The organism is Desulfuromonas sp. AOP6, from assembly GCF_009731355.2.
Classification (GTDB): domain Bacteria; phylum Desulfobacterota; class Desulfuromonadia; order Desulfuromonadales; family SZUA-540; genus SZUA-540.
The window spans coordinates 2,147,775-2,171,663 of sequence record NZ_AP022810.1; the positions used below are offsets into that span (position 1 = coordinate 2,147,775).

The following is a 23,889-nucleotide window of genomic DNA, read 5'->3' on the forward strand; positions in this document are numbered from 1 at the left end:
TCGCGTGAAAAGTTAAGACGGCCTCCCGGTTGAGCGAGCCGAAAGACCTCTCTCCAGTAGATGATTGACGGAGGACCACACCTCGTCGACGCTGATATCTTTAATACAACGAGCTTCTAAAAGACAGGGCGGCGTCGTGCCGAAACGGGTGCAGGGAGAACAGTCAAGACTGAGATTGATAACGCGATGATGTTCCCCTTTGGGTGCCCATTTGGCTGAAATGCCGGGACCGAAGAGGGACAGGGTCGAGATCCCCAACCCCACGCCCAAATGCAGCACACCTGAATCACCGCTGACTAGCAGGGTACTGCGTTGCAGGATGGCTGCTGTTTCCGCAAGAGTCGTTCGTCCCGCCAGATTGAGCCCACCCTGTTTGACGATCTCCTCCCCTGCTCCGCGATCCTCCCCTCCCCCCACGACGACGACATTCATCCCCGCACGGAGCAAGCGCCCGGCTAATTCCCTGAACCGTTCCGTTCCCCATCGGCGCTCGGGGATACTGGCACTGGGGAAGAGGGTGACGATGGGTTCGCCCATGCCGGCAAGCAGTTCCTGAACGCGGTCGGCAGCGACCGTTGGGACAGAAAGAAAAGACTTGTTGCCAACGGGAATGCGAGAAATGTCGAGAGGACCAAGAAGGTGGGCGAAGCTCTCCAACTCATAATCGTCGTGGGAGTACGCCACCGGGTGGGTAAACATCCGCTGTCGTTCGTTGGTAGCGAAGCCGACCTTGAAATTCGAGCGGATCAAACGAGCGACAATCGCGGAAAGCCTGTGCCACTGCTCAGTATCGATGATGGCGTCATAGCGACGACGCATGACACTGAAAAACTCTGCAGGCCTATCGTAGTGGAACACGTGGTTAACCTGAGGACACAAGGCAAAAACAGCGGCATTGCGCTGTTCTGCCAGAATGTCGACTGTTGCGGCAGGATAGGCGCGTTTCAGCGCCTGGATGGACGGAATAAGGTGGACGGCATCGCCGATACCGCCAGGGCGAATAAATAAGACATTCTGCAATGTGTCATGCAAGGCGCCTGGCGCCTTGGGTTTTGGCAAAAGCCTGCAGAGCCAAGACCCTAGAAATGTATCAACTTTTTTTAGTGGCATAGTGTCCAAACTATTTGACCTTCGCCACCAGATTCAGGTTATCGCCCATCCCCATTAACTTTCCAGCAACCGCTAAAGGAGCACATAGCATCATGGCGACAACGCGATTTTTACCAAAGACCCATTTGACAATCTTATGTGGAAAAACACGCATGATCGCGCCGGGATAATACAGAGGAGTCGGAGTTTGATAAAACTCAAGGACTTTGAAATATTCGTGATTCAAAAAAGCCTGTAATGATTTTGGCGAGAAGAAATTACAGTGCCAAGGAAGAACCCAGGCCCATTTCGTTTCGAATAGATAACGTCCGAGGCAGTTGATATTGGGAACAATAACCAGAACCACCCCATCATCTTTGAGAAAGCCACGGATTTTGCGCAGTACCAGCCCGGGGGCAGAAAAATGTTCGACGATATGACGAAGCACGACGACATCGAACTTCTCCGTTATTTCCACATTTTCAATGTAATCGCAAATGACGTCGATGCCGTATTTCTCACGGGCGAACTCGGCCCGCCCTTTGGAAGGTTCCAGCCCCGTCACCTCAAATCCCTGATCGGCATAAACCTTGGTGGTCCAACCGGTTCCGCAGCCAATATCCAGAAGACGCAGTGCCCCCTTCCCCTTTACGCGCCTCAGCGCCCGAATCTCCTTTTTGATGAAATAATGGACATAGATTCTTTTCAGCATACGGGAATTGAACAACTCGGCGTTTTCCAGCCCGTCCATCTGCCGATGGTCCAGTTCGGGAATAAAAATCGGGCGGGCGAACAAGAAACTGCACTCCGGGCATTGAAAGAAATTGGATTTCTTTCCCTCATTCTCAAAGACGTACGAGATATCGAAGACCGGCGTTGCGCAGACCGGGCATGAAAAGGCTTGGTCGCTCTGAAGACGAACCTTGTCGAATGATTTCAAATCGTAAATCCATTCAGGGGAAGCGGCGCTCACCGGTGTGTATCGAAACAAAAGTTGAGAAGACCGTATAAAAGACGATCAACAACAGCAGGTAAAAACCAATATGAAGACCGGCGGCAGGCCTGCCCAGCAGAGGGAAAAGCACGAAAATAAACGCTGTGTAATCCGGAAAAGAGAAGAAGGATTTGATGTTCTTGTCGAACCACCAGCGGCGGTAGCGATTCACCAAGGTGAACAGGGCGAAAGAAGGTTTATCACTTTTCTCGGTGGCAATAGCAAAACCGCTGAGATAGCTGATATAGCTTTCGGCCACATGCATGAACATCATGCCGAATATCATCGGCGTTCCCAGCAGACCCTGAGAACCCGCCAGAACAAGAAGAATAACGACATCACCGACAAGATCAGCAACATGGTCAAGATAGCGTCCAAGTTCAGAGGTCTGCCCTGTAATTCTGGCGACCGTACCATCCGTGCAGTCGCAGACATAGGCTAGATAGTAGGCCAAAGCGCCACCAATGAGGGCCCAACGCTCGCCCTGCAAAAAACAAAGAAGAGTAACTCCGCGCAACCCCATGGCAAAGAAGGTAATTTGGTTAGGAGTGAGCCGCGTACGATTGACTATGAGGACCGTCAGGCGACGGGCCAGCGGGTAGATGAAAAGAAGCGCCCACCAAGTCTTAAGGGACATGGCAGTATCGGCGAGCTTCACGTTAATCAGATCACGCTCACGGGATATTGTTTCAGCATTCATACTCATCGCCTACCGAAGTCGACCCTTCAGAATTGAAGTTGAAATGTCATTGGTCCGCTTAAGATAAACAACGTCACAGTGCATTTTCAAAAAATCAAATTCACCGGTCCAATCATCACCCATTACAAAAACATCGACTCGATGCTCCTTGACATCAGAAATTTTCTGGTCCCAAGTAGATTCGGGAATAACCTTGTCGACATATTTGACGGCTTCAAGTATTTCCTTACGTTGTTCATAGGGCAGGAAAGAACTTTTGTGTTTGACCGCGTTAAATTCATCTGTGGAAAGGCCAACAATCAAGTAATCTCCAAGGGCCTTTGCGCGCTCTAGAAGCCGGATGTGGCCAACATGTAGGAGATCGAAGGTACCGTAAGTAAGGACAGTTTTCATATATTATTTTCTTTCTGGCTTGCGCCCAAAAGAAAGACAGACCATCTCAAACAATCTGGCTATTTTTAAAAAAAATGCCAAAAAGAAAGCTACGCACTTTTCATAGAGAGTCAAATCACCCCGCTTCAAAAGCCTAGAAAGCACTGAAAAAGGGGCAAATGCTTCATTATATAAAAACTTAAATAAACTTTTATTTTTGCTTAAAAAGAAATTCCCCCCAGAAAGTCTTCTGTTTTTTAAATATATTTCATAAAAATTATTCCTTGCGGGATGACTCACTACACTATTGTCACAATATTTGATTGAAAATCCAAGCTCAGATGCCCTTTTTCCCCACTCAAAGTCTCCGCATGACAAAAGAGATTCATTGAATTTGCCAACTTTTTCAAACACAGATTTATAACTCATCATATTGGCAGTAACGGCAAATTGCATATTTTCCACATATCTCTCTTGCTGAAAAGCATATGCCTTATCATAAATTTCGGCACAGGTTCTTTTTTTTGATTTGAAATTAAGTTCTATCTTACCACCAATCCGTGAAACACCTGCCTCTAACATCTTAATGCCGTTAGTCAGCCAGTCTTTATGAGGAATGCAATCAGAGTCGGTAAAAGCGAACAGGTCCCCCCTAGCAACCATAACACCAGCATTCCTGGCAGCGTATGAACCGAGCTTAGATTCAGAGATAAAAATGTAATTGGGAAAAAGGTCTGGAACCACTGATTTATCATCTGGATCGTTATTGACAATAATAACTTCAAATGAATTTTCAGGATAACTTTGTTTTGACAATGCTAAAAGACATATTTTGAGCCTGTCCCAATCATAGTATGTTGGAATTATTACAGAGACAAATGGGCAATGTTTCGATTCAGACATCACATTATTCATTAGAACAGACACTCTTTATAACACATTAGTTTTACAATAAAATTGTTTGCTTTCATATGTCTTCTAAGCTTGATTTCCTTATTGTTTGACGCTACACAATTTGACTTCACGTTATAAATTCTAACTTCAGATGAGCATCGCAAATTGCGTCTTTATTGCCAGAATACGTTATCATCAAAGGCTTTTCATGTATATGGCGAAGCCCACCATGATCACCCAAGCCAATCCGACGAGGAACATGACCGGATCTTTCAGCAGAGAATCCGTAGGGTCGCCGCTGTTTCCGCGCTTTACGATGAGAATGTAGCGAAACAACCCGAAACAGCAGAGGGGGACAGTGTAGATCAGACGATGTCGGGTTATGACATACAGGGTATAGGTTACCAATACGGCAGCACCCGATATGTAAATGTACCCTTCCAACACTCCGGGGGGATAGTCCTCTAAAACCTTTCGATGCTCAGAGGATGATTCTCCCAGCAGGTATTTTTCTCCCAGCCGCTTCCCACAGCTAAGAAAAATGGCCAGCAGCAGCACGGTGAGAAAAAGCCAGTCCGACACTTTGACATCGAAAGCAGCACCACCTGCAAAAATCCGGAAGACAAAACCCGAGGCGATGCAGAAAATATCGAAAATCGGTTGATCTTTCAGCTTTATCGAATAGGCTGCGGACAGACCCAGATAAGCCAAAAGCCACATTAAAAAGGCAGAAGACACACTCGATCCCACGATTATCGCACCAGCAAAAAGCAGGATCGCCAAAATTATGGCAGCAGGAACGGAAATTATCCCACTGGCCAGAGGTCGATGCTGTTTTCGTGGATGGGCGCGGTCTTTCTCACGGTCGCGTAAGTCATTGAACACATACGTACCGCTTGAAGCCAGACAAAAGGCCACAAAAGGAACAATCCCTTTTTGCAAAACACCCGGTTCAAAAAGGACTCCCCCCAAAAAAGGGGGAAAGAGCAGCATCAGGTTCTTCAGCCACTGATGGGGCCGCAGTAATTGCAGAATCGGTTTAAGTTTCATCGGCTCTCTAGGCGGCTAATTTGAGTGGCTGCAGCCCCACGATAATGGGCATCTTGAGGTGCCTGAGCATAAGCCTTTTTGAAATAGTCAAGCGCCCTGGCCTCGTCCTCCAAAGCCAGATACCGCTTTCCAATACGATACAGGGTAAAAACTTGAGGTTTAAGGCGCTGTTGTTCCAGAAGCCAATCCAGGTTTTCTCTATGAATAGCGGCCTCGCTCTCGGGAGTATCTACCTTACCCAGGCGCATATCGTTGACTTTGATCAGCGACTGCAGTACATCAAATCGTTTTTTGGGGTTTTGTTCTAAAAGAGGCAGCAGCATTTGGCGAGCATCATCCAATTTTCCCTCGACCGCGAGTGCATAGGCCAGATTCATATCGTCACTGATATAAGAAGCTGGAGAATCATCCACCTGCATGCTCCCCAATATTTTTTTTGCTTCTTCAATACTTCCAGTTTTAAAAAGGGCAGAGGCCAGTTCACTCTTCGCGGGAGGGAAATTGGGGCTTTTAGCCACCGTATCACGATAGAGACGCACGTTATCCTGCCAAATCCAGGCGCGATGAATGGTCGTACTGAAAAAAATACCGAGCCCAGCAATCAGCACCATGTTTACAAGCGGCCCGAAGGAAGGGGCGACTTTGGCTTTAACATACATAGCAGAGCTGGCGGCCAAGGGTGCAACGAGGGCCACAGGAGCGTAAAGGTAGCGTTCAGACAGGGGAGTCCAGGCCATTTTGCCAAAAACAATCAGCAAGGCGGGCGACAGCACGCAAAAGGCCATTAAACCGAAGGCACCCAGCACATCGGCACGCCAGGCCAGGTAGAGAAGAGCCAGGGCCAGCAGAACACCAACCAGAACGTACCAGCCTGAGATTTCGACAATCCCAAAGTTGAGCGGCCAGGGAACAAAAAGTTTCTTAAAATAAAAACCATAGACCTTAAAGGCTACACGGACCTTATCGAGCCATTCAAAAAGTCCATGCCCTTCGTTCCCCGCAATACCCTTTAGAGCTGTCTTAATGCCGCTATCTCGCTCTATAGCCAAAGCACGTAAAGAGAAATAGGCCAGGATACTGCCGAGCGTTGAGGCCAAAAGCAACCAGCGCTGCTGCAGGCGGCCGAACAATCGTGCCTCTCCGGGATAAACGGCAATCAACCACAGCATGCCTGGCAAAATGAAGACGGCCACTTCTTTCGCGAGTGGAGCGACAAAAAGCGAAACCCCGGCTCCCGCAATCACAACGGGATGTTTACTTTCCAATGCCAACAGGGTTAACCATACGGCCAAAAGCAAAAATACGCTCATCAGCAGATCGGTACGACCGCTGATCCAGGCCACGGATTCAGTCGCCAGGGGATGAAGAGCAAAAAAGAGACCAGCAAAAAGAGCGGGCCACAGGCTACCGTAATTAAAAACTTTAAAAAGTTGTCGTGTGATGGCAAAAACCAGAAGAGCATTGATCAGATGGAGCAGAATATTCCCCAGATGCATGAAAGAAGGAATAGAGCCCCAAAGATCACGGTCGAGGGTGTACGTCAGAATGGTCAAAGGACGGTAATAGTAGGAACCACTACGAACGAAAAGACGTTCCAGTCGTTCTAAATCCAAGGGGCCGGCCCGGTCGATATTTGTGACCATTTTAAGGTCATCGACCGAATTATAGCCGGCATGTACGGTAGGGTAGTAGGCAAGAAGGACGAAAAGCCCTATCAGACAGAGACAGTGCCAGGTTCTGAGACGCATCAGGACTCTCCTTCGCTCCTGGCGACCAGATCCAGAAAGTATTTTTCCACATCCCGGCGGCGGGGTTCGATAAGGTCGAAGGCGCCGCCATGCCCTAGAAGCTCTGCAGAAAAAGTATCGAAACCGTCTCTTGGCACAAAGACTTCACACACGCCATCGCCACAGTCTGAACCTTTAAGAGACTGCATTTTGGCCGACTCCAATCCCCGCACCCGGCAGAAGTAACCATCGATCCCTTCTCGAAGCAATTCACTGACGACACGCTGTTCACGGAAAATACCGTTGACAATCACACCGATACGATCACAGACCCGCTCCACATCTGCAGTCACATGCGTACTGAAGAACACTGTTTTCCCCCGCGCCTTTAAATCGAGGATAATTTCTTTGACCAGAGCCCGGCCAATGGGGTCAAGGCCACTCATCGGCTCATCCAGGATAAACAGATCGGGGTCATGCAGCAGGGTTTGGGCAATACCGAGGCGCTGCACCATGCCCTTACTGTAGCTTCTCAGAGGACGTCCAGCCGCGGCAGTCAGGTCAAGGAGGTCGAGGACACGGTCGCCTTGGGACTTGATGGCGTCCCGAGTCATACCAAAAGATTTTCCAACGAAATCCAGGTATTCGCGTCCCGTCAAAAAATCGTAAAAAGCTGGATTTTCAGGCAAAAACCCGACACGGAGCCGAGCCTCTGAATTATTGACTGGAGCACCAAAAAGTAAGGCCTCCCCGCCACTCGGACGAATCAAGCCCATCAGGATCTTTATCGTTGTGCTCTTGCCTGCTCCATTTGGACCGAGAAAACCGAATACTTCACCGGGTACGATATCCAACGACAGATCACGAAGAGCTTCGACCTGCCTGCCTCGCTTGCCCCGATAGGTTTTTTTGAGTTTTGATATATGAATCGGATAGGATGTTTTATTCAAAGCCATAACCTGTTTGCCAAAAGAAAGATGTCAGGGCGCATTATCGGGCGAATCGGGGGACGAGGAGAAAGCGAATTTACTGGTGGTGCGAACTTGCTGGTTTTGATCGAGGTAGAATCGGCCACCATAGGGGTCCGGGGGTAAAGTATCAAGAAAACCACCTGCGACAAGTGCTTCAAGAGTATCAGGCGCCCGCCCCTTGGCCGCCGTATAGCGATCACGTGCCTGCTCGATGAGTAAAACCGCCTGAAAAGCCTCGATTCTTACCTGTAGCGATTTTTTGACAGCAGGATTATGCGCACTGTTCAGCATGGTTTGCAGGTAATCTATGGCCATCTGGGTCTGTCCGGATTCCTGCAGATAGCGGCCAGCCAACTTGTTAAAAAGTGCCGAACCAGATAGTTCACCGGCGCGCATATACATTTGGGCGGCTTTTTCTTTATCACCGAGGAAATATGCGTAATTGAAGCCCGCAAAAAAAGGTAACTGCCAATCCCAGGTGCGATGCTGCATGCCGTATTCCAGCAGATCGGAAGCCAGTTGATACTGACGGGCATCCCAAGCCAAAATAGCCTGCCCGAAATAATACCCATCCATATTGTAAGGATCAAGACGCAAAGCCGCATGAACAGTGCGCGACATAGCCGGGTAATCCGCTGCGTAAATAACCTTGCCGGGTTGATCAAGATGCCCGGTCAGGGACCCGTAGTAGAGGATCACCTTGCCGATGATCGAAGCTGCCATCATCTCCTGATAGTCGGGTAAAAGCACCTGCAGGACCTTGGGGTTGGGAACCAGTCCAAGTTTCTCCTCGAACGGTTTCTGCGCCATGGCCCGCGTAAAGGGGCCAAGCAGAGCTAAATAAGCGAGCAGCACACAGACAGCGGGTGCGACGTAACGCTTCATGGCCAACCTACCCGAGTTCCCGCCGCGAATAAATAGCGGCAGCGAGGATCAAGACAAAAGCTGTATAAAGAAGGCCATAGCAGGCGGTAAGAGCAATAGCGCTGAGGTCGAGAGGCAGGGCATAAATGGCGTTAACCTTTAAATCGAAAGCGGAGAAATTGGGCAGGATGTAGTAGAGCACCTCCGCCACTTGGCGAACCAGCGGTGTCAAGGTTTGCCCGGCCGGCGAGAGGACATAATCGTAAGCCTGCTGCGATGCGCCACCAACCAGGTAAACAGCAAGAGTACCGAAGACCGGGAGAAAAAAAGAGGTACTGACGGAAGAAAAGAGAACAGCGAATCCAACCAGCAAAAGGCACTGGAGCATTTCAAAGCCAAGAGCAGCTATCACTGCCGTCCAGGCCACCGACCGTTCGGGAACGTATGTTGCCGAGACAAAGGCGACCACAGCTAAAGTCAGCCCCCCCAGGAAGATAACGGTCCCAAACAAAAATGTGCTGATCCCAACAAAGCGCCCAACGACGTAACGCCCTCGGCTGATCGGCAACGTCAACACACCGTGGGTATATCTCCGTTCGACATCACGCCAAAGAGAAACTGACCCAAGAAATATTGCCAGCAGCAAAAGCAGGAAGGAAACCAACGACAGACTCAAAGTCAAAGACAACTCCGTGACCTGCCGCATAGACAGGGCGCTAATGGCTGGGATCACCAAGAAAATCAAGGCGCAACTCAGAATACCCTGCGGCACCCGATCACGGAGTATTCCCTTGAATGTGACAATAGCAATCGACATCAGTAGAAATCTATTTCTCATAAAAAAAACGGGATGTCGAAACATCCCGTTTGGAGTTAAAGCTGTAGCTGATTTACATCTGATTCCAGGATGTGAAGTCGGTAGTATCAGTTGCGCTCAAAGCCCCGCCAGTCCAAGCCGGATTGCCGGGATCGACCGAACCTGGGGTCTGGAAAATCGCTGTGCTGTCATAAGAGGTACCGTAAGCTTTGGTGCCACTCTTATGCTGTGTTGCAATCGCATAACCATTGCCACCAGCGTCACAATACCAAGCAATGGCAACCCCAGTGGATGTCTTTCCAATAGAGGTACGGGTGGCTGCCGTGGCAGCAGCAGCTTCATCGCCATACAGAGTACCACCGGTAATGGCGAAATCATCAATATATGTATCATTTCCTGCAGCAAAGCTAGACACTGCAAACAACAAAAGAAATGCAGTTAACACAAATGTCTTTTTCATAAATATCTCCCAAATTAATAATGTGTAAAAATTTGTTTACCTTCAAAAATACTGTTTTAATTAGAGCTCGAACGCCATATCGATCGGATATTCCTGATTGTCAGCGTTATAGGCTTCCATGCCAGTCTTCATATTCTTCAGGTCAGACTGGGATGCGCTGTTGTAAGCCTTCTGGCGGTAAGAGGCGAACTGGGGGATAGCAATGGCGGCCAGGATGCCAATGATCGCGACGACGATCAGCAGCTCGATCAGGGTAAAACCCTTTTGATTCTTTCTGAACTTTTTGAGCATGTCTGTACTCCTTTCGGGGTTGATGTTTCATGCCGGAAACGGCACTGACTTCATGTGATGACATTATCCATAGCAAAGCACATACCAAAAAGATAACACTGAAATTTTTATCAATATACTCCTGTTTTTATTGCATTTTATTCTTGGACCCATCCCTGACCGGAAACTTCTTCATGCGTTTTTCAGCCAAAGACCCAGAAATCACGCTGCCACGTTGACAAATATCGTCACTCTTCGTCCCCATCCGCGTCGATGCCAAACTTGGCCAGACGGTACCGGATGGATCGAAAGGAGATGCCGAGCAGTTCAGCCGCCTTTTTGCGCACGCCGCCGGTCTTTTCCAGGGCTCTAAGCAAAATATCTTTCTCGATGCCGCCAAGATAGGCATCGATGTCCAATCCGGTATCCGGAATCTGGGTGATCCCTCCTTCGGCGGAAGAGACATCGGCGGCCAGGTTGGCGGGCAGACAGTCTTCCGTCAATTCCTCACCCTGCCCCAGCACCAGGCAGCGTTCGACGATATTTTCCAGTTCACGGATGTTGCCTGGCCAGTGGTAGTCCAGCAGGCGGCGCATGGCTTTCTCACCGACATGCAAGCCCTTTTTTCCCGTGAGTTTCTGGTAGAAATGCTCAATCAGCAGGGGGATATCGTCCCGACGGTCGCGCAGAGGTGGCAGCGCCAGCCGAATAACGTTGAGACGATAGAAGAGGTCTTCGCGAAAAGTACCCTGGGCGACCTCGGTATCCAACTCTTTATTGGTCGCGGCAACGACGCGCACATCGACGGGGATATCGCGGGTACCGCCAACGCGTCGCACTTCCCGCTCCTGCAGAACACGCAGCAGCTTGACCTGCATCATGGCGGGCAATTCGCCAATTTCATCAAGAAAGAGCGTGCCGCCGTTGGCCACTTCAAAAAGCCCTGGTTTCTGCTGAATAGCCCCGGTGAAGGAGCCCTTTTCGTGGCCGAAGAGTTCACTTTCGAGCAGGTTTTCGGGAATGGCGCCGCAGTTGATGGGCACAAAGGGATGCTCATGCCGTTCACTGTTGTAATGGAGGGCCCGGGCTACCAGTTCCTTGCCTGTACCGCTTTCCCCCGTGACCAGAATGTTGGCCCGGCTGGCCGCTACCTTGGCGATCAGGTCGTAAACCTGTTGCATGGAACGACTTTTGCCAATGAGGTTGCCGAAAGAATAACGCCGCCCGAGTTCTTTTTTAAGCTCCTGGTTTTCCTGCTTTAAGAGTTTGCGTTCGAGGGCATTTTTGACAATGAGGCGGATTTCCTCATTTTTGAAGGGCTTGGTGATATAGTCGTAGGCCCCCTGCTTCATGGCCTCCACCGCCTGTTCGGTGGACGAAAAAGCGGTGACCATGATCATGGCCGTTTCGGGAGTGCGGCTCATTACCTGGGCCAAAAGTTCAAATCCGCTGAGCCTTGGCATCTGGATATCGCTGATGATCAGATCGTAGCTATTTTCCTTGAGCAGCTCCAGCGCCTGAGCGCCATCACTGGCCACATTGACCCCATAGCCCTCTCTTTTAAGCATGATGGAGAGGAACTCCCGCATGCTTTCTTCGTCATCGACGACCAGAATGTGCGCATCTCTTTTCAAAATGATTACCTCACGGCCTTTCTCGCAACAATGTAGCCGATTATAGCGGTTTGGCAAGCAACTGACAATTTTTGTTTCATGCAGGTTAAAAAGACGTCGTCACTTAAGGCAGGATGAGGGTAAAGCGGGTACCCTGGGGTTCGACATGGCGCACGTCGAGGCTACCGCCGTGGGCCTCCAGGATAGCATGGACCGTGGCAAGTCCCAGGCCAGTGCCACGATCCTTGGTGGTAAAGAAAGGATCGAATATCTGGCTGCGTATCTCTTCGGGAATTCCCGGACCAGAATCTTCCACGTATATTTCATGGAATTCGGGATGGATGCCGACATGGAGAGTTCCCCCGGCGGGCATCGCTTCAGCCCCGTTGATCGCGAGATTCCACAGGGCCTGATGCAACTGCTGAGGATCGGCAAATATTCGGCAGGCGCCGGGATAGTCCCGATAGATGCGGACGGCGGCAAAGCGCGGGTCGCAACTGGCCATTTCAATAAGGTCATCCAGAAGAGAGGATACGTCGACGGATTCTTTGCGGGGCTTGGCCGGACGGGCGAACACAAGAAAATCGCTAAGCAGCAGGCTAAGGCGATCCGCCTCACGTACTACGATGCGCATCAGGCGACGATCATCTTCGTTCATGGAAGGATTTTCCATAAGAAGCTGTACGGAACCGCTGATCGACGCCAAAGGATTGCGAATTTCGTGAGCCATGCCGGAAGCGAGCCGCCCGACCGCCGCGAGACGGTCAGTGCGCTTGAGCTCTTCTTCCATGGATTTGAGATGGGTGAGGTCCTGAAAGGTCACCAGGAGCCCGATGGTCTTGTCGTCCGGCCCATCAAGAAGGGAGGTGGCGTAACCTAAAATGAGTTTTTCGCCTCGTGGGCTGACGAAAGTCCCCTCACCACGGCTGATGAGAATAAAATCTTCTCCGCGCAGAAGGGGCATATCGGGAAACAACTCACTGACGGGACGGTTATAGACATCGGCCAGGGAAAACCCTGTGATACGGGAAGCGGCAACATTAAAGGAGCGGATTCTGCCTTGCTCATTGACAATCATCAGACCGCTGGGCGTATTGGCCAGAATGGCCTTGTTAAGGGTTTCGAGTTCTTCGTAGTCGATTTCTCGTCGTGCCAGATCGCGCTGACTGCGGCGCTGCCGTTCGACCAGAATGCCGCTAAGAAAAGCGGTGAGAAAAAAAGCAGTGACATTAACGAAGACAGCAAAAAATACTTCGCCACCGTCATAGTAATCGACAAAAAACACCCCTTTGAGACGAGGCAAATAGCCATAGTATTGCAGGTCGAGAAGGCTGCCATACAGAATGGCGGCAGCAGAGGCAACGATATACAAGTCCTTCCTTGGCAGGAAAACCCCGGCACCCAGAATGACCAGAATAAAGAGAAAAGAAAAAAGACTGTCGATACCGCCGGTGAGGTATATGAGGGTTGTGCAGAAAAGAAGATCCCAGGAAAACTGGATATGCAGGAAAAGGCGGTAAAGACGGACCTGGGGCAGCAGCAGAGCAGAGAGAAGAGCCTGAATAAAGGTGGCGGCAAAAAGCAGATAAAGATAGGTATGCGCGGTGGAGCCTTGGGGAACGCCACCGCGCATCTGGTAAACCAAAGTGCCACCGAGAAAAAGGGCGGTCACCAAAATTCTGACAAAAAGCAGCCAAGCCAGTTGACGCCGGCTCAGGGACAAGGGCCGGTCAACGGTCGAATCATAAGCGACCAAGTGCCTACCTAGCCTCCGACCGTGCCGGCGAGCTTGAATATGGGCAGATACATGGCGATAACCAGGCCACCGACGGTCGTGCCGAGAAAGAGCATAAGCAGCGGCTCCATCATCGCCGTCAGGTTGGCGACAGCGTCATCGACCTCGTCATCGTAAAAATCGGCGATCTTGTTGAGCATGGTATCGACGGCGCCGGACTGTTCACCAACGGCGATCATCTGGCAGACCATGGGCGGAAAAACGCCGGATTGCTCAAGGGGTTCGGCAATGGTCTTGCCTTCACTGATACTCTGCCGCACCTTATAGATGGCAGTTTCGACCGTTCTGTTGCCGGCAGTCTTGGCGACGATATCCAGCCCATCAAGGATAGGCACGCCGCTGGACATCATGGTGCCAAGCGTGCGGGTAAATTTGGCGACGGCGACCTTGCGGATGAGAATGCCCATAACCGGCAGTTTGAGCGCCCAGGCATCGATCTTTCTGCGGCCGGCTTCGGTCTTGTATATTCTCTTGAATCCCCAGATAAAAATCACAATGGCGGCGATAATAAACAGAATATAGTCCTGGATAAAGTTACTGAGGTTGATGACCACCTGGGTGGGACCAGGCAGGGATCCACCAAAATCGGCGAACATTTTCTCAAAAGCGGGGATGACGAATATGAGAATGACGGCGATAACGACCAAAGCAATGCCGATGATGGTGGTCGGGTAGGTCATGGCGCTCTTGACCTGTTTTTTCAGCTTGAGCGCTTTTTCGATATAAGCCGCCAACCGGTTGAGAATGGTATCGAGAATACCGCCCACCTCGCCGGCGGCGACCAGGTTGACATAGAGCTCATCGAAGGCCTTGGGGTGTTTTTTTAGAGCTTCGGCAAAGGTAGAGCCCGACTCGACATCTTCTTTGACCTGAAGCAGGATTTTCTTGAAGGTGCTGTTGTCCTGCTGCCGGCTTAAAATATCGAGGCACTGAACCAAGGGCAGGCCGGCGTCGATCATGGTCGAAAACTGGCGAGTGAAAACAACCAGGTCCTTGGTGGAGATTTTAGGCTCGAACCCAGGGATTTTCAGCTCCATATCGAGACCTTTGCCCCGCGCCTTGATGTTGGAGGGCGTAATCCCCTGACGACGCAAGGTGGCAGTAACCGCCGCCTCGTTCTGTGCTTCCATTTCTCCTTTTTGTACCTGGCCGGTCCGGGTTTTTCCTTCCCAAGAGAATTTTGCCATCAGTCCCCTCTTCTTCCTTTAAATGAATTATCCGCGCCCAGGCGCCGTCGGCACCTGCCGTTTTAGCACAGAGGCCGGGTTGGCAATCATCTGCTTGAGTTCTTCCGGTTCGGAAGAACGCGTCAGGGCCATTTCCATGGAAATCTGCTTTTTGTGATAGAGCATGAATAACGATTGATTCATCGTCTGCATACCGAACTTATCCTGCCCCATCTGCATCTGCGAATACATCTGATGTATCTTGTCGTCACGGATGAGGGCCCGTATGGCCATATTGGGCACCATGACCTCCAAAGCCAGAGCACGCCCCTTGCCCGACATTTTGGGCAGCAGGATCTGTGACATAACCCCTTCAAGCACGAAGGAAAGCTGGGTGCGCACCTGGGCCTGCTGATTGGTGGGAAAGACGTCGACGATACGGTTAATCGATTGTACGGCACTGTTGGTGTGCAGGGTGGCGAAGCACAGGTGCCCCGTTTCGGCGATGGTCAGCGCCGCCTCGATAGTCTCCAGGTCGCGCAGCTCGCCGAGCAGCACGACGTCGGGGTCCTGGCGCAGAATGTACTTGAGAGCCTTTTTGAAGGACTGGGTATCGGAACCGACCTCCCGCTGGTTGACCACGCATTTTTTGTGGGGATGGATGTATTCGATCGGGTCTTCGACGGTAATGATATGTTCATGGCGCTCGCTGTTGATGGAATCGATGATGGATGCCAGCGTCGTCGACTTACCACTACCCGTAGGCCCGGTAACCAGCACCAGTCCGCGCGGTTTATGGGCAATGGTGCGAACCACCGGTGGCAGCCCCAACTCTTCAAAGGTCATGATTTTATAGGGGATCTGCCGGAAGACACCGGCCATGGCGCCTCTTTGCAGAAAGATATTGCCCCGGAATCGGGCCAGCCCTTTGACGCCGAAGGAAAAGTCCAGTTCGTTTTCTTCCTCGAACTTGCGTTTCTGGGAGTCAGTGAGGATGCTGTAGCAGAGTTGCTTGGTTTCCGGCGGCTGCATGGGAGGAAGCTTCATCGGCACCATGTGCCCGTCGATGCGACACTGGGGGGCGCTGCCGGTGGTAATATGCAGGTCGGAACCGCCCTGATCCACCATGGCCTTAAGCAATTGGTGCATGCTGGGAGTTCCGGGACGGGGTTGCTGTTCACTGGTCATAATTCGATCCGTTTCCTTTGGTATGTATCCATGACTCGCCGGTTCAATCGTCAGCCACGGTACTGCGCAAAACCTCTTCAAAGGTCGTGGCGCCTTCTTTGAGTTTGGTCAGGGCCGACTGGCGCATGGTTTTGACACCGAGTCGCATCGATTCGCGTTTGATCTCGGCAGTATTGGCACCGGCCAGAATCAGTTCACGGATTTCCTCAAACATGGGCATGACCTGGTAGATGCCGACACGTCCCTTGTAACCGGTGTTGTTGCAGGCCGGACAGCCCTTGCCCCGGTAGCAGACGTACTCATCGACCTCCTCGGGAGGGGCGCCGGCGTCAATGAGGGCCTGTTTCGGTACATCCTCGATTTCTTTACACTCCGAACAGACCCGGCGTCCCAATCTCTGCGCGGTAATCAGGTTGACGGCGGAGGCCACCAGAAAGGGCTCGATGCCCATATTGAGCAGACGGTTGATGGTGCTGGGAGCGTCGTTGGTGTGCAGGGTGGACAGGACGAGGTGTCCCGTCAGGGCGGCCTTGACACCGATCTCGGCGGTCTCAAAGTCACGGATCTCGCCGATCATGATGATATCGGGGTCCTGCCGCAGAAAGGCGCGCAGCGCTGAGGCGAAGTTCAGACCAATCTCCTCGTGCATCTGCACCTGATTGATGCCGGCGAAGTTGAACTCGACCGGGTCTTCGGCGGTGGAAATATTCTCGGTAACCTTGTTGAGCTCGGCCAAGGCCGAATAGAGGGAGACGGTTTTCCCGGATCCCGTCGGCCCCGTCACCAGGACCATGCCGAAGGGCTTGTGGATCTGTTCCTTGAACCACTTGAGCGCGCTTTCCTCATAGCCCAGCTTGGTCATGTCGAGCTGCAGGTTCGACTTGTCGAGCAGACGCAGACAGATCTTCTCACCGAAGAGCGTCGGCAGACAGTTGACGCGGTAGTCCATGTCCTTGCCGCCGGGCAGCTTGATCTTGATACGGCCGTCCTGGGGCAGGCGCCTTTCAGCGATATCCATCTCGGACATGATCTTGATGCGCGAGGTGATGGCATTTTTCAGTTTCATGGGCGGCTTCATCACCTCATAAAGCACCCCATCGATACGATAACGCACGCGGAAAGACTTTTCGTAGGGCTCGATATGGATATCAGAGGCTTTGCGCTTGATGGCGTCCGTCAGAATCAGGTTGACCAGCTTGACGACAGGGGCATCCTCGGTGGCCTTTTCAAGAGCATTGACGTCGACTTCCTCTTCATCGATCACTTCCAGGTCGATGTCATCGAGGTCTTCCATGACCTCGGCCAAGGTCGCCGACTGGTCGAAATACTGGTCGATGGCGTTTCTGATGGCCGTCTCGGAAGCGACCACGACCTCGACATTGTAGCCGGTCATGAACTTGATATCGTCGATGGCGAAGATGTTGGAAGGATCGCTCATGGCGACGATAAGGGTGGCGCCGGCGCGATTGATGGGGATGATCTGGTATTTCTGCGCCACCTCCGCCGTAATCAGCTTGGTCACTGCCGCGTCGATCTCGAAATCGTTGAGATTGATGGAGGGCACCCCGTACTGGCGGGAAAGAAAGGAGGCCAGCTCATCTTCCTTGATAAAACCCAGCTTGACCAGACTTGCTCCCAGTCGCCCGCCCTGGGTCTTCTGCTCTTCCAGGGCCTTCGTCAGCTGTTGGGAATTGATCAGATTATTACGTACCAGCAGTTCGCCAAGTCTGTTACTTGTCATGAGACAGATGTTCTCCCGGGATGTCATTTTCCCTGAATTTTATTAAAAACAATTCCTCAAAAAAATTTTTATCTATTTGCTTAAGTGAGGTGCAACCTTCTCACTCCGTCAATATACTGTCTGCCATCACGCCAGAAGGCGACTCTTGCCCCGTCCACAGGGCAAAGGCGGCCTCTCCCTGGGCAATCAGCATCCCCCGACCGTCAGCCGTACTATGTCCTCGTTTTTCCGCCTCTATTTGCAGAGACGTCTTGCCGCGAGCGTAGACCATATCGTAGACGCAGGCGGCTTCGGGCAAACAGTGCCAAGGGAGGTGGGCACAGGATTCACCTTTGAGGCCCATGGCCGAGGTGTTCACCAGCAGGTCAACACCGGCAAAAAACTGGCACAATTCCCCTGCGTCCAGTGAACTGCAAGCAAAATCCGTACCCGGAAAAAAGGCGCTAAAAGATTCACACAGCAGGCGCGCTCGCGCTGGAGTCCTGTTGGCGATCACGATAGTCGCGGCGCCAGCCTGGGCCAGTGCCACCAGGGCAGCGCGGCTGGCGCCGCCGGCACCCAGGACAAGAATCTTTTTCTTTGCCGGCACGAAACCGAGATCGACACCGAGGGCATGCAGAAATCCCGGCGCATCGGTATTGTGGCCGACGAGATAACCGTCTTCATGTGTCACCGTATTGACAGCCCCAATCAGACGGGCCTGCTCTGTCACCCGGTCAAGGAGTGGCAACACCGCTTCCTTGTGGGGAACGGTCAGATTCACCCCCCACAGCGAAAGGGCTCGCAAAGCCTGGATGGCGCCCGCCAGATTGTCCGGGGTTACGTGGAAGGGGACATAGATCGCATCGATACCGGCAGCAGCCAGCGCCGCATTGTGCATGCGCGGCGACAGGGAATGCGCCACGGGATCCCCGAAAATTCCAAGAACACGCGTGCTGCCCGACAGCTTCACAACGCCTCTCCCTTGCTCAAAGTCGACTCCTGCAGACCACAGTCAAGATAATCCCGGTATTCGAGAATGGGGGTTTCAGCCAAAAGCTGGCGGGCCCGGCAGATATCGGCATGAATCGCTTTAACCAACAGCTCGACGGCAGGAAACTGCACTTCGTCACGCAGGTGCTCGACAAAGTAGATACGCACCGTATCCCCGTAAATCTCGCCGGAAAAACCGAGGATATGCACCTCGATGGTCGTCTTCGTGCCGCCGAAGGTCGGATTGGTGCCAATATTGGCGACGCCATCCCACAGGGAGTCCTGCCAGCGGACCTTGACGGCATAGACCCCCGGCCGCGGGAGAAGCTCCTTGTCCGTGCTCAGATTGGCCGTAGGAATGCCGATGGTGCGGCCGCGGGACAGACCATGTACGACCTGGCCTTCGAGGGTAAAATGCCGCCCCAGATAACGGACCACCTCCGCCACCTCCCCGGCGCCGATGAGCTGGCGGATACGGGTGGAGCTGTAGACCAGGCCTTCTTTGCTGACCGGCCCGACCACCTCCACGCCAAACCCCCATTTGCTGCCCATATTCTGCAAAAACTCGACATTTCCCTCGCGGTTTTTCCCAAAAGCGTAGTCGTAACCCACCACCAGATGCTTGACCCCGATCGTGCGCACCAGGATATCTTCAACGAATTCCACGGCGGAAAGACGAGCCGTCTGGATGGTAAATGGGGCACAAATCAGCACGTCAATACAGGAGGCTTCGATAAGGCGCTCTTTTTCTTCATAGGTATTGATGAGGCGAAGAGCACGGTCGGGGGCAAGAACCTTGAGGGGATGTGGCACAAAAGTGTAAACCACTGAAGTCCCCTTGATGGCGCTGGCCTTGGCCACCACACGGCGAAAGATTTCGCGGTGCCCCAGATGGATGCCGTCGAAGTTGCCCAGCGTCACTACGGCGTTTTCAAAGGGGGTCGTGATATTTTTCAGATCTTTGAGGATGATCATCGTTTTTTCGATTTTCTCTGAGGGCGTCGACCTTTCGGTGGCTCCTGCGAATCAGCCGGGTTGACGGCCAGATCGACCAGCACGAAATCGATTTCCCGCCTTTCCACGCTGACATTTTTCACCTGGACCTCGACTTCATTGCCTACCTGAAAAATGCGTCGTCGATACTGCCCGACCAGGCGATGCCTGTCCTCTTCATAGGTATAGAAATCGTCGCTGAGGGTGGTGAGATGAACCAGTCCTTCCACAAAAAATTCTTTCAGTTCGACAAAGAGGCCAAAGGGCTGCACCCCGGTAATATAGCCAGCGTACTGCTCCCCTACCCGCTCCGCCATGAACTGGCATTTTTTCAGTTCGACAATTTCCCGTTCCGCCTCCATGGCTCGCCGCTCTGTCCGGGAGGTGTGCTCCCCCATTTCAGGGAGCGCGTCCGCGAGACCTTTTTTCTGCGACTCCGGCAGGCCACCGGACTGCAAAGCCTGGCGCAGCACCCGGTGGACCTGCAGATCGGGATAGCGCCGAATCGGTGACGTAAAATGACAGTAATGGTCCGCCGCCAGACCGAAGTGGCCGAGGTTCTCTGGCGAGTAGAAAGCCTGTTTCATACTGCGCAGGAGGACCTGGTTGATCGTCCGTTCCTCGGGTTTGCCCTCGACCTGCGCCAGCAGCTCCTGCAGAGCGCGGGGATCGACCCCCTGCGCCTCCAGGTTGAGCCCATAGTTGAAGAAGGCGATAAATTGTTGAAACGCCTGCAGCTTGGCGATGTCGGGAGGTTCATGTACCCGATAGAGCAAAGGGATGTCCCGCTGACCAAGAAAAAAAGCCACCGCTTCATTGGCAGCGAGCATGAACTCCTCGATCAGACGATGCGCCTTGTTCCGTTCGGCCTTAATGATGTTTTCCGGCTCTCCCCGCACCCCAAGGATGATTTCCGCCTCGGGCAGGTCGAAATCGAGGCTGCCCCGCTGGCGACGCATGGCGGTCAGATCTTCCGAAAGCGCCAGCATTTCCGTGAGCATGGGGTGGAGTTCCCCATAGCGCTCGATGGTTTCCGCCAGCTGTTTCTCCACCATCTCATGGACTTCGGTATAGGTCAGCCGCGCCCGGCTGCGGATGACCGCCGGGTAGAAACAGCTGTCCTGCCGGCGGGCCTTGGCGTCAAAGACCATCTCGGCCACGAGCGTCAGGCGATCCACCTGGGGGTTGAGAGAACAGATACCGTTACTCAGTCTCTCGGGGAGCATGGGGATAACCTGCCCGGGGAAGTAGACGCTGGTTCCCCGCAGATAAGCTTCCTGGTCGAGAACCGATCCTTCCTTCACGTAGTGGCCGACGTCGGCAATCGCCACCCACAGACGACAGGTGCCGCCCTCCTCTCTCCGGAGACAGACGGCATCATCGAAGTCCTTCGCCGTTTCACCATCGATGGTCACGAAAGGCAGGTCGCGCAGGTCTTTACGCTGTTCCAGATCACCAGGCTGCACATCCTCCGGCAGGAGACTGGCCTCGGCCAGAACCTCGGCTGGAAACTCTTGGGGAAGCCCGTGTTTATGGATGATGGAGAGAATTTCGACGGCTGGGTCAGACGGGTCACCAAGCACCTGAACGATGTGACCTTCGGCGTTGCGAAATTCATTGGGATAGGCATCGATGGCCACGAGGACGACCTGACCGGCTTGCGCTCCAAGCTCCTGGCCTTCTGGCACAAAAACAGGCTGATTCAGCCGGGGATCGGCGGGATGAACCGAGCCAAACTTGCGTCCCGGCTCATAAAGGCCGATAAGGGTGCTGTGGGCCCGTTTCTCCACACTGACAATGCGTCCCTCTGGTTTCCCTGGCCTGCCCCCTCTTTCGACCCGAACCACGACCTCATCACCATGCATGATTTCGCGCAGAAAGCGGGCTGGTACAAAGACATCAGGGCCCTGACCGTCCCGTGGCGAGACAAAACCGTAGCCGTCGCGGTGCACGGAAACCGTACCGGTCACCAGGGTCGGCTGGCGGGGGAGAGCATAGCGATCCCCTTTGAGACGCGCCACCTGGCCGTCGGCCGCCATGCTTTCAAGAAGGCGGTAGAATTTTTTTCTTTGGGAAGGAGAAATGCGCAGACCCTCGGCGATTTCCCGGGCAGAGAGGGGGCGCCCGGGCCTGCTTTCAATGAATTTGACAATATCGTTGGATTTGACTGGCATCGGCTAGTAGTCGATATCCTTCGGTGACGGCCTCCCGGTCTGGCCTGCGGAGCCGGCTGCAGGTTTATTCAGTCTTCGACTTTCTCCGTGGGTACGATCTTATTGATGACAAGGCCGGTCAGCAGCTTCGGATAGAAATAGGTTGATTTCTGCGGCATTTTTTCCCCGGCGTTGGCCACATCACGCACTTCGCTCATGCGGGTGGGATTGAGCAGAAAAGCCAGCTGCACCTCACCCGTCAGGACGCGGGTGAAAGGTTCGTCCATGTTCTTGACATACTTCAGATTGGTCTGCTGTTCCTGGGCTTCCGGAGAGATCTTGAGTATATCTTCCAGCACGAGGCGATGAAGGATGGAGACATCCAGCGTGCGCAGTGCCTTGGGAGCTTTTTCGTCGAAGAAACGGTCCATGACCGCCTCATCTTTCAGTGTCAGGAAATAGACGGTATTCTCGCCGCCGTAGAGGCCAAAGACATGGCCGCTCTCCCCTTTTTGCTGAAGGGTGCGCTGCACCTTCTTGCGCGCCTCGGCATCCTCAGGGTCGAGACTCATGGACTCGACCTCAAAGTAGGGACGCAGAGCCGTGATGAAGGCTGGCATGCCAAAACCGGACAGGTTGTACAGCAGCCGATGTGTTGGGAAGATCAGCATACCCTGGTCTTCCATGTTGGCGAAATACATCAGCACGTAGTTGAAGGGTTCTTTCCCTGTAAAGTCAGGATGCTTCTCCCGCATGTAATTACGGTAATTGATAGCCGTTTCATAGCGATGATGGCCGTCGGCGATAAACAGGGGCTTGCTGTCCAGGAGCTCCTGGGCCTTGCCGATGACCAGGGAATCGGTGACCTGCCAGAGACGATGGATGACACCATCGTCATCGGCCACTTCCACATCAGGGGTACGTTCTTTCTGGGAACGGCTGAGAGATTCGAGTACGCAACAGGGGTCGGCATAGAGGGAAAAGATCGGACTGAAGTTGGCGCCGCAGGCTTTGGTCAGATTCAACCGGTCCGTTTTGGGCCCCGCCAGGGTCTTTTCGTGGGGTTTGACCACGCCGGTGGAAAAATCCTCAATACGGGTCAGGGCCATGATCCCTTTCCGAACGACCGTCCCTAGCCCCTCGACTTCATATTGCTGGTCATAGAGGTAAATAGAGGGCTCACCATCCCGCGTCAGGGTCTGATCCTGCTGCCACTTTTCAAAATCGGCGGCGGCACGGGTGTAACAGTTGTTTTTCTCGTCGTCCCCCGCCGTCTTCTTGCCGAGAATAAGCCGCACCACGTTGGACGGATGCCGGTCATACAGGTCGTCCTGCAGGGCAGGAGAAATAACATCGTAGGGGGGCGCCATTACCGCATCGGGCTTTTTAACCTGCGTCAGGTTGTAACGAAGCCCGCGAAAAGGAACAATCTTGGCCATAGTGCAAACTCCCTTAAATGACTGAAAATGAAGTCTACACTATAGGAAAAGGGTACTTGGGTTGCAAGGGAAAAGATTTTACCGAAAGCAGCTGCAGGCCCCGTCCCACCGAAGGATCGTGACCCGTCCGGTGCTGGAGTGACTGACCCCTACGGCAAAAGTCCGCTCATCCTCAGCGCCCTTGCTCCTGCCAAGACATAGGTAGAGACTGTTACTTGAACCATCCGGGTTAAAGGAGAGGTAGCGGGGCGAATCATCCTCGGCACAACTCTGGGTATAGCGCAAGAAGAGCCCTTCTGGCAGAGGATAACCAGCCGCCAGGTCTTCCCACTCCGAACTGTTTCTCGACAGATTGCCTAGCTGAAAAATGAAAGAGGGATTCTGCCCTGAGGCCGGCTGCTGAGACACGAATTTGACCCGGTATTCCCGATGGTGGGCGACAGCGGCCGCCCTGGCCTCGCGCAATGCCCCGGCGATAGCACGCGCGGCGGAGCGGTTTTCCTGCTTATCGAGCCAGGCTCCATAGATGGGCAACGAAACAGTGAGCAGTCCCGCGGTAACAGCCAGTGACATAATCAGTTCGAGCAGGGTGAATCCTCGTGATGAATAGTACAAAGAGCC

At 52.8% G+C, this 23,889-nt stretch carries 22 protein-coding genes; all 22 read right to left on the bottom strand.

All coding sequences use genetic code 11. From position 1 onward, the window contains the following. Positions 1 to 12: 12 nt before the first annotated feature. The 22 genes from AOP6_RS10085 to AOP6_RS10190 all read right to left on the bottom strand — a co-directional run bounded on the left by AOP6_RS10085 (position 13) and on the right by AOP6_RS10190 (position 23,883). Entirely contained in the window at positions 13 to 1,032 is a 1,020-nt protein-coding gene (locus tag AOP6_RS10085; protein ID WP_225897274.1) for a glycosyltransferase family 9 protein, read from the bottom strand. 88 nt (positions 1,033 to 1,120) lie between these two features. After that, a complete protein-coding gene (locus AOP6_RS10090) occupies positions 1,121 to 2,062 on the bottom strand; it encodes a class I SAM-dependent methyltransferase (protein ID WP_155876612.1) in 942 nt (313 codons plus the stop codon). Then, positions 2,043 to 2,783 carry a CDP-alcohol phosphatidyltransferase family protein gene (locus AOP6_RS10095; protein WP_155876613.1) on the bottom strand — a complete coding sequence of 247 codons (741 nt, stop codon included), beginning with the start codon at positions 2,781 to 2,783 and terminating at the stop codon, positions 2,043 to 2,045. The genes AOP6_RS10090 and AOP6_RS10095 overlap by 20 nt, the downstream gene beginning before the upstream one ends. A 9-nt stretch (positions 2,784 to 2,792) precedes the next feature. Further along, a complete protein-coding gene (tagD, locus tag AOP6_RS10100; RefSeq protein ID WP_155876614.1) occupies positions 2,793 to 3,176 on the bottom strand; it encodes a glycerol-3-phosphate cytidylyltransferase in 384 nt (127 codons plus the stop codon). A gap of 3 nt (positions 3,177 to 3,179) precedes the next feature. Continuing rightward, positions 3,180 to 4,070, bottom strand: a complete 891-nt coding sequence (locus tag AOP6_RS10105) for a glycosyltransferase (RefSeq protein ID WP_155876615.1) — start codon at positions 4,068 to 4,070, stop codon at positions 3,180 to 3,182. 174 nt (positions 4,071 to 4,244) lie between these two features. Beyond that, positions 4,245 to 5,099 (bottom strand): decaprenyl-phosphate phosphoribosyltransferase, encoded by an 855-nt coding sequence (locus AOP6_RS10110; RefSeq protein WP_155876616.1) that lies wholly within the window; start codon positions 5,097 to 5,099, stop codon positions 4,245 to 4,247. Further along, complete coding sequence (locus AOP6_RS10115) at positions 5,096 to 6,847, bottom strand: glycosyltransferase family 39 protein (protein ID WP_155876617.1); 1,752 nt, start codon at positions 6,845 to 6,847, stop codon at positions 5,096 to 5,098. The genes AOP6_RS10110 and AOP6_RS10115 overlap by 4 nt, the downstream gene beginning before the upstream one ends. Continuing rightward, entirely contained in the window at positions 6,847 to 7,782 is a 936-nt protein-coding gene (locus AOP6_RS10120) for an ABC transporter ATP-binding protein (RefSeq protein ID WP_155876618.1), read from the bottom strand. Before AOP6_RS10120 ends, AOP6_RS10115 begins: the two co-directional genes overlap by 1 nt. A gap of 24 nt (positions 7,783 to 7,806) precedes the next feature. Continuing rightward, entirely contained in the window at positions 7,807 to 8,682 is an 876-nt protein-coding gene (locus AOP6_RS10125; RefSeq protein WP_155876619.1) for a hypothetical protein, read from the bottom strand. Between the two features lie 7 nt (positions 8,683 to 8,689). Beyond that, positions 8,690 to 9,478, bottom strand: a complete 789-nt coding sequence (locus tag AOP6_RS10130) for an ABC transporter permease subunit (RefSeq protein ID WP_275950966.1) — start codon at positions 9,476 to 9,478, stop codon at positions 8,690 to 8,692. A 73-nt stretch (positions 9,479 to 9,551) separates the two neighbouring features. Continuing rightward, positions 9,552 to 9,938: a hypothetical protein gene (locus tag AOP6_RS10135; RefSeq protein WP_155876620.1), complete on the bottom strand. Its 387-nt coding sequence runs from the start codon at positions 9,936 to 9,938 to the stop codon at positions 9,552 to 9,554. Between the two features lie 60 nt (positions 9,939 to 9,998). Continuing rightward, positions 9,999 to 10,229: a prepilin-type N-terminal cleavage/methylation domain-containing protein gene (locus AOP6_RS15350; protein WP_155876621.1), complete on the bottom strand. Its 231-nt coding sequence runs from the start codon at positions 10,227 to 10,229 to the stop codon at positions 9,999 to 10,001. Positions 10,230 to 10,456: 227 nt separating this feature from the next. Continuing rightward, positions 10,457 to 11,845, bottom strand: a complete 1,389-nt coding sequence (locus tag AOP6_RS10145) for a sigma-54 dependent transcriptional regulator (RefSeq protein WP_155877704.1) — start codon at positions 11,843 to 11,845, stop codon at positions 10,457 to 10,459. A 100-nt stretch (positions 11,846 to 11,945) separates the two neighbouring features. Then, positions 11,946 to 13,577, bottom strand: coding sequence for an ATP-binding protein (locus AOP6_RS10150; protein ID WP_155876622.1), 1,632 nt, complete (start codon positions 13,575 to 13,577; stop codon positions 11,946 to 11,948). 8 nt (positions 13,578 to 13,585) lie between these two features. Then, positions 13,586 to 14,803: a type II secretion system F family protein gene (locus tag AOP6_RS10155; RefSeq protein WP_155876623.1), complete on the bottom strand. Its 1,218-nt coding sequence runs from the start codon at positions 14,801 to 14,803 to the stop codon at positions 13,586 to 13,588. Between the two features lie 27 nt (positions 14,804 to 14,830). Further along, positions 14,831 to 15,970 carry a PilT/PilU family type 4a pilus ATPase gene (locus tag AOP6_RS10160; RefSeq protein ID WP_155876624.1) on the bottom strand — a complete coding sequence of 380 codons (1,140 nt, stop codon included), beginning with the start codon at positions 15,968 to 15,970 and terminating at the stop codon, positions 14,831 to 14,833. 43 nt (positions 15,971 to 16,013) lie between these two features. Further along, positions 16,014 to 17,711, bottom strand: coding sequence for a type IV-A pilus assembly ATPase PilB (gene pilB / locus AOP6_RS10165; protein ID WP_155876625.1), 1,698 nt, complete (start codon positions 17,709 to 17,711; stop codon positions 16,014 to 16,016). A gap of 100 nt (positions 17,712 to 17,811) precedes the next feature. Continuing rightward, positions 17,812 to 18,663 carry a shikimate dehydrogenase gene (aroE, locus tag AOP6_RS10170; protein ID WP_155876626.1) on the bottom strand — a complete coding sequence of 284 codons (852 nt, stop codon included), beginning with the start codon at positions 18,661 to 18,663 and terminating at the stop codon, positions 17,812 to 17,814. Next, positions 18,660 to 19,658: a bifunctional riboflavin kinase/FAD synthetase gene (locus AOP6_RS10175; protein ID WP_155876627.1), complete on the bottom strand. Its 999-nt coding sequence runs from the start codon at positions 19,656 to 19,658 to the stop codon at positions 18,660 to 18,662. Before AOP6_RS10175 ends, aroE begins: the two co-directional genes overlap by 4 nt. After that, positions 19,655 to 21,850, bottom strand: a complete 2,196-nt coding sequence (gene rnr, locus AOP6_RS10180; RefSeq protein ID WP_155876628.1) for a ribonuclease R — start codon at positions 21,848 to 21,850, stop codon at positions 19,655 to 19,657. Before rnr ends, AOP6_RS10175 begins: the two co-directional genes overlap by 4 nt. 68 nt (positions 21,851 to 21,918) lie before the next feature. After that, positions 21,919 to 23,268: a DUF1015 domain-containing protein gene (locus tag AOP6_RS10185; protein ID WP_155876629.1), complete on the bottom strand. Its 1,350-nt coding sequence runs from the start codon at positions 23,266 to 23,268 to the stop codon at positions 21,919 to 21,921. A gap of 78 nt (positions 23,269 to 23,346) precedes the next feature. After that, positions 23,347 to 23,883, bottom strand: a complete 537-nt coding sequence (locus AOP6_RS10190) for a type II secretion system protein (protein ID WP_213194553.1) — start codon at positions 23,881 to 23,883, stop codon at positions 23,347 to 23,349. Between the last annotated feature and the right edge of the window lie 6 nt (positions 23,884 to 23,889).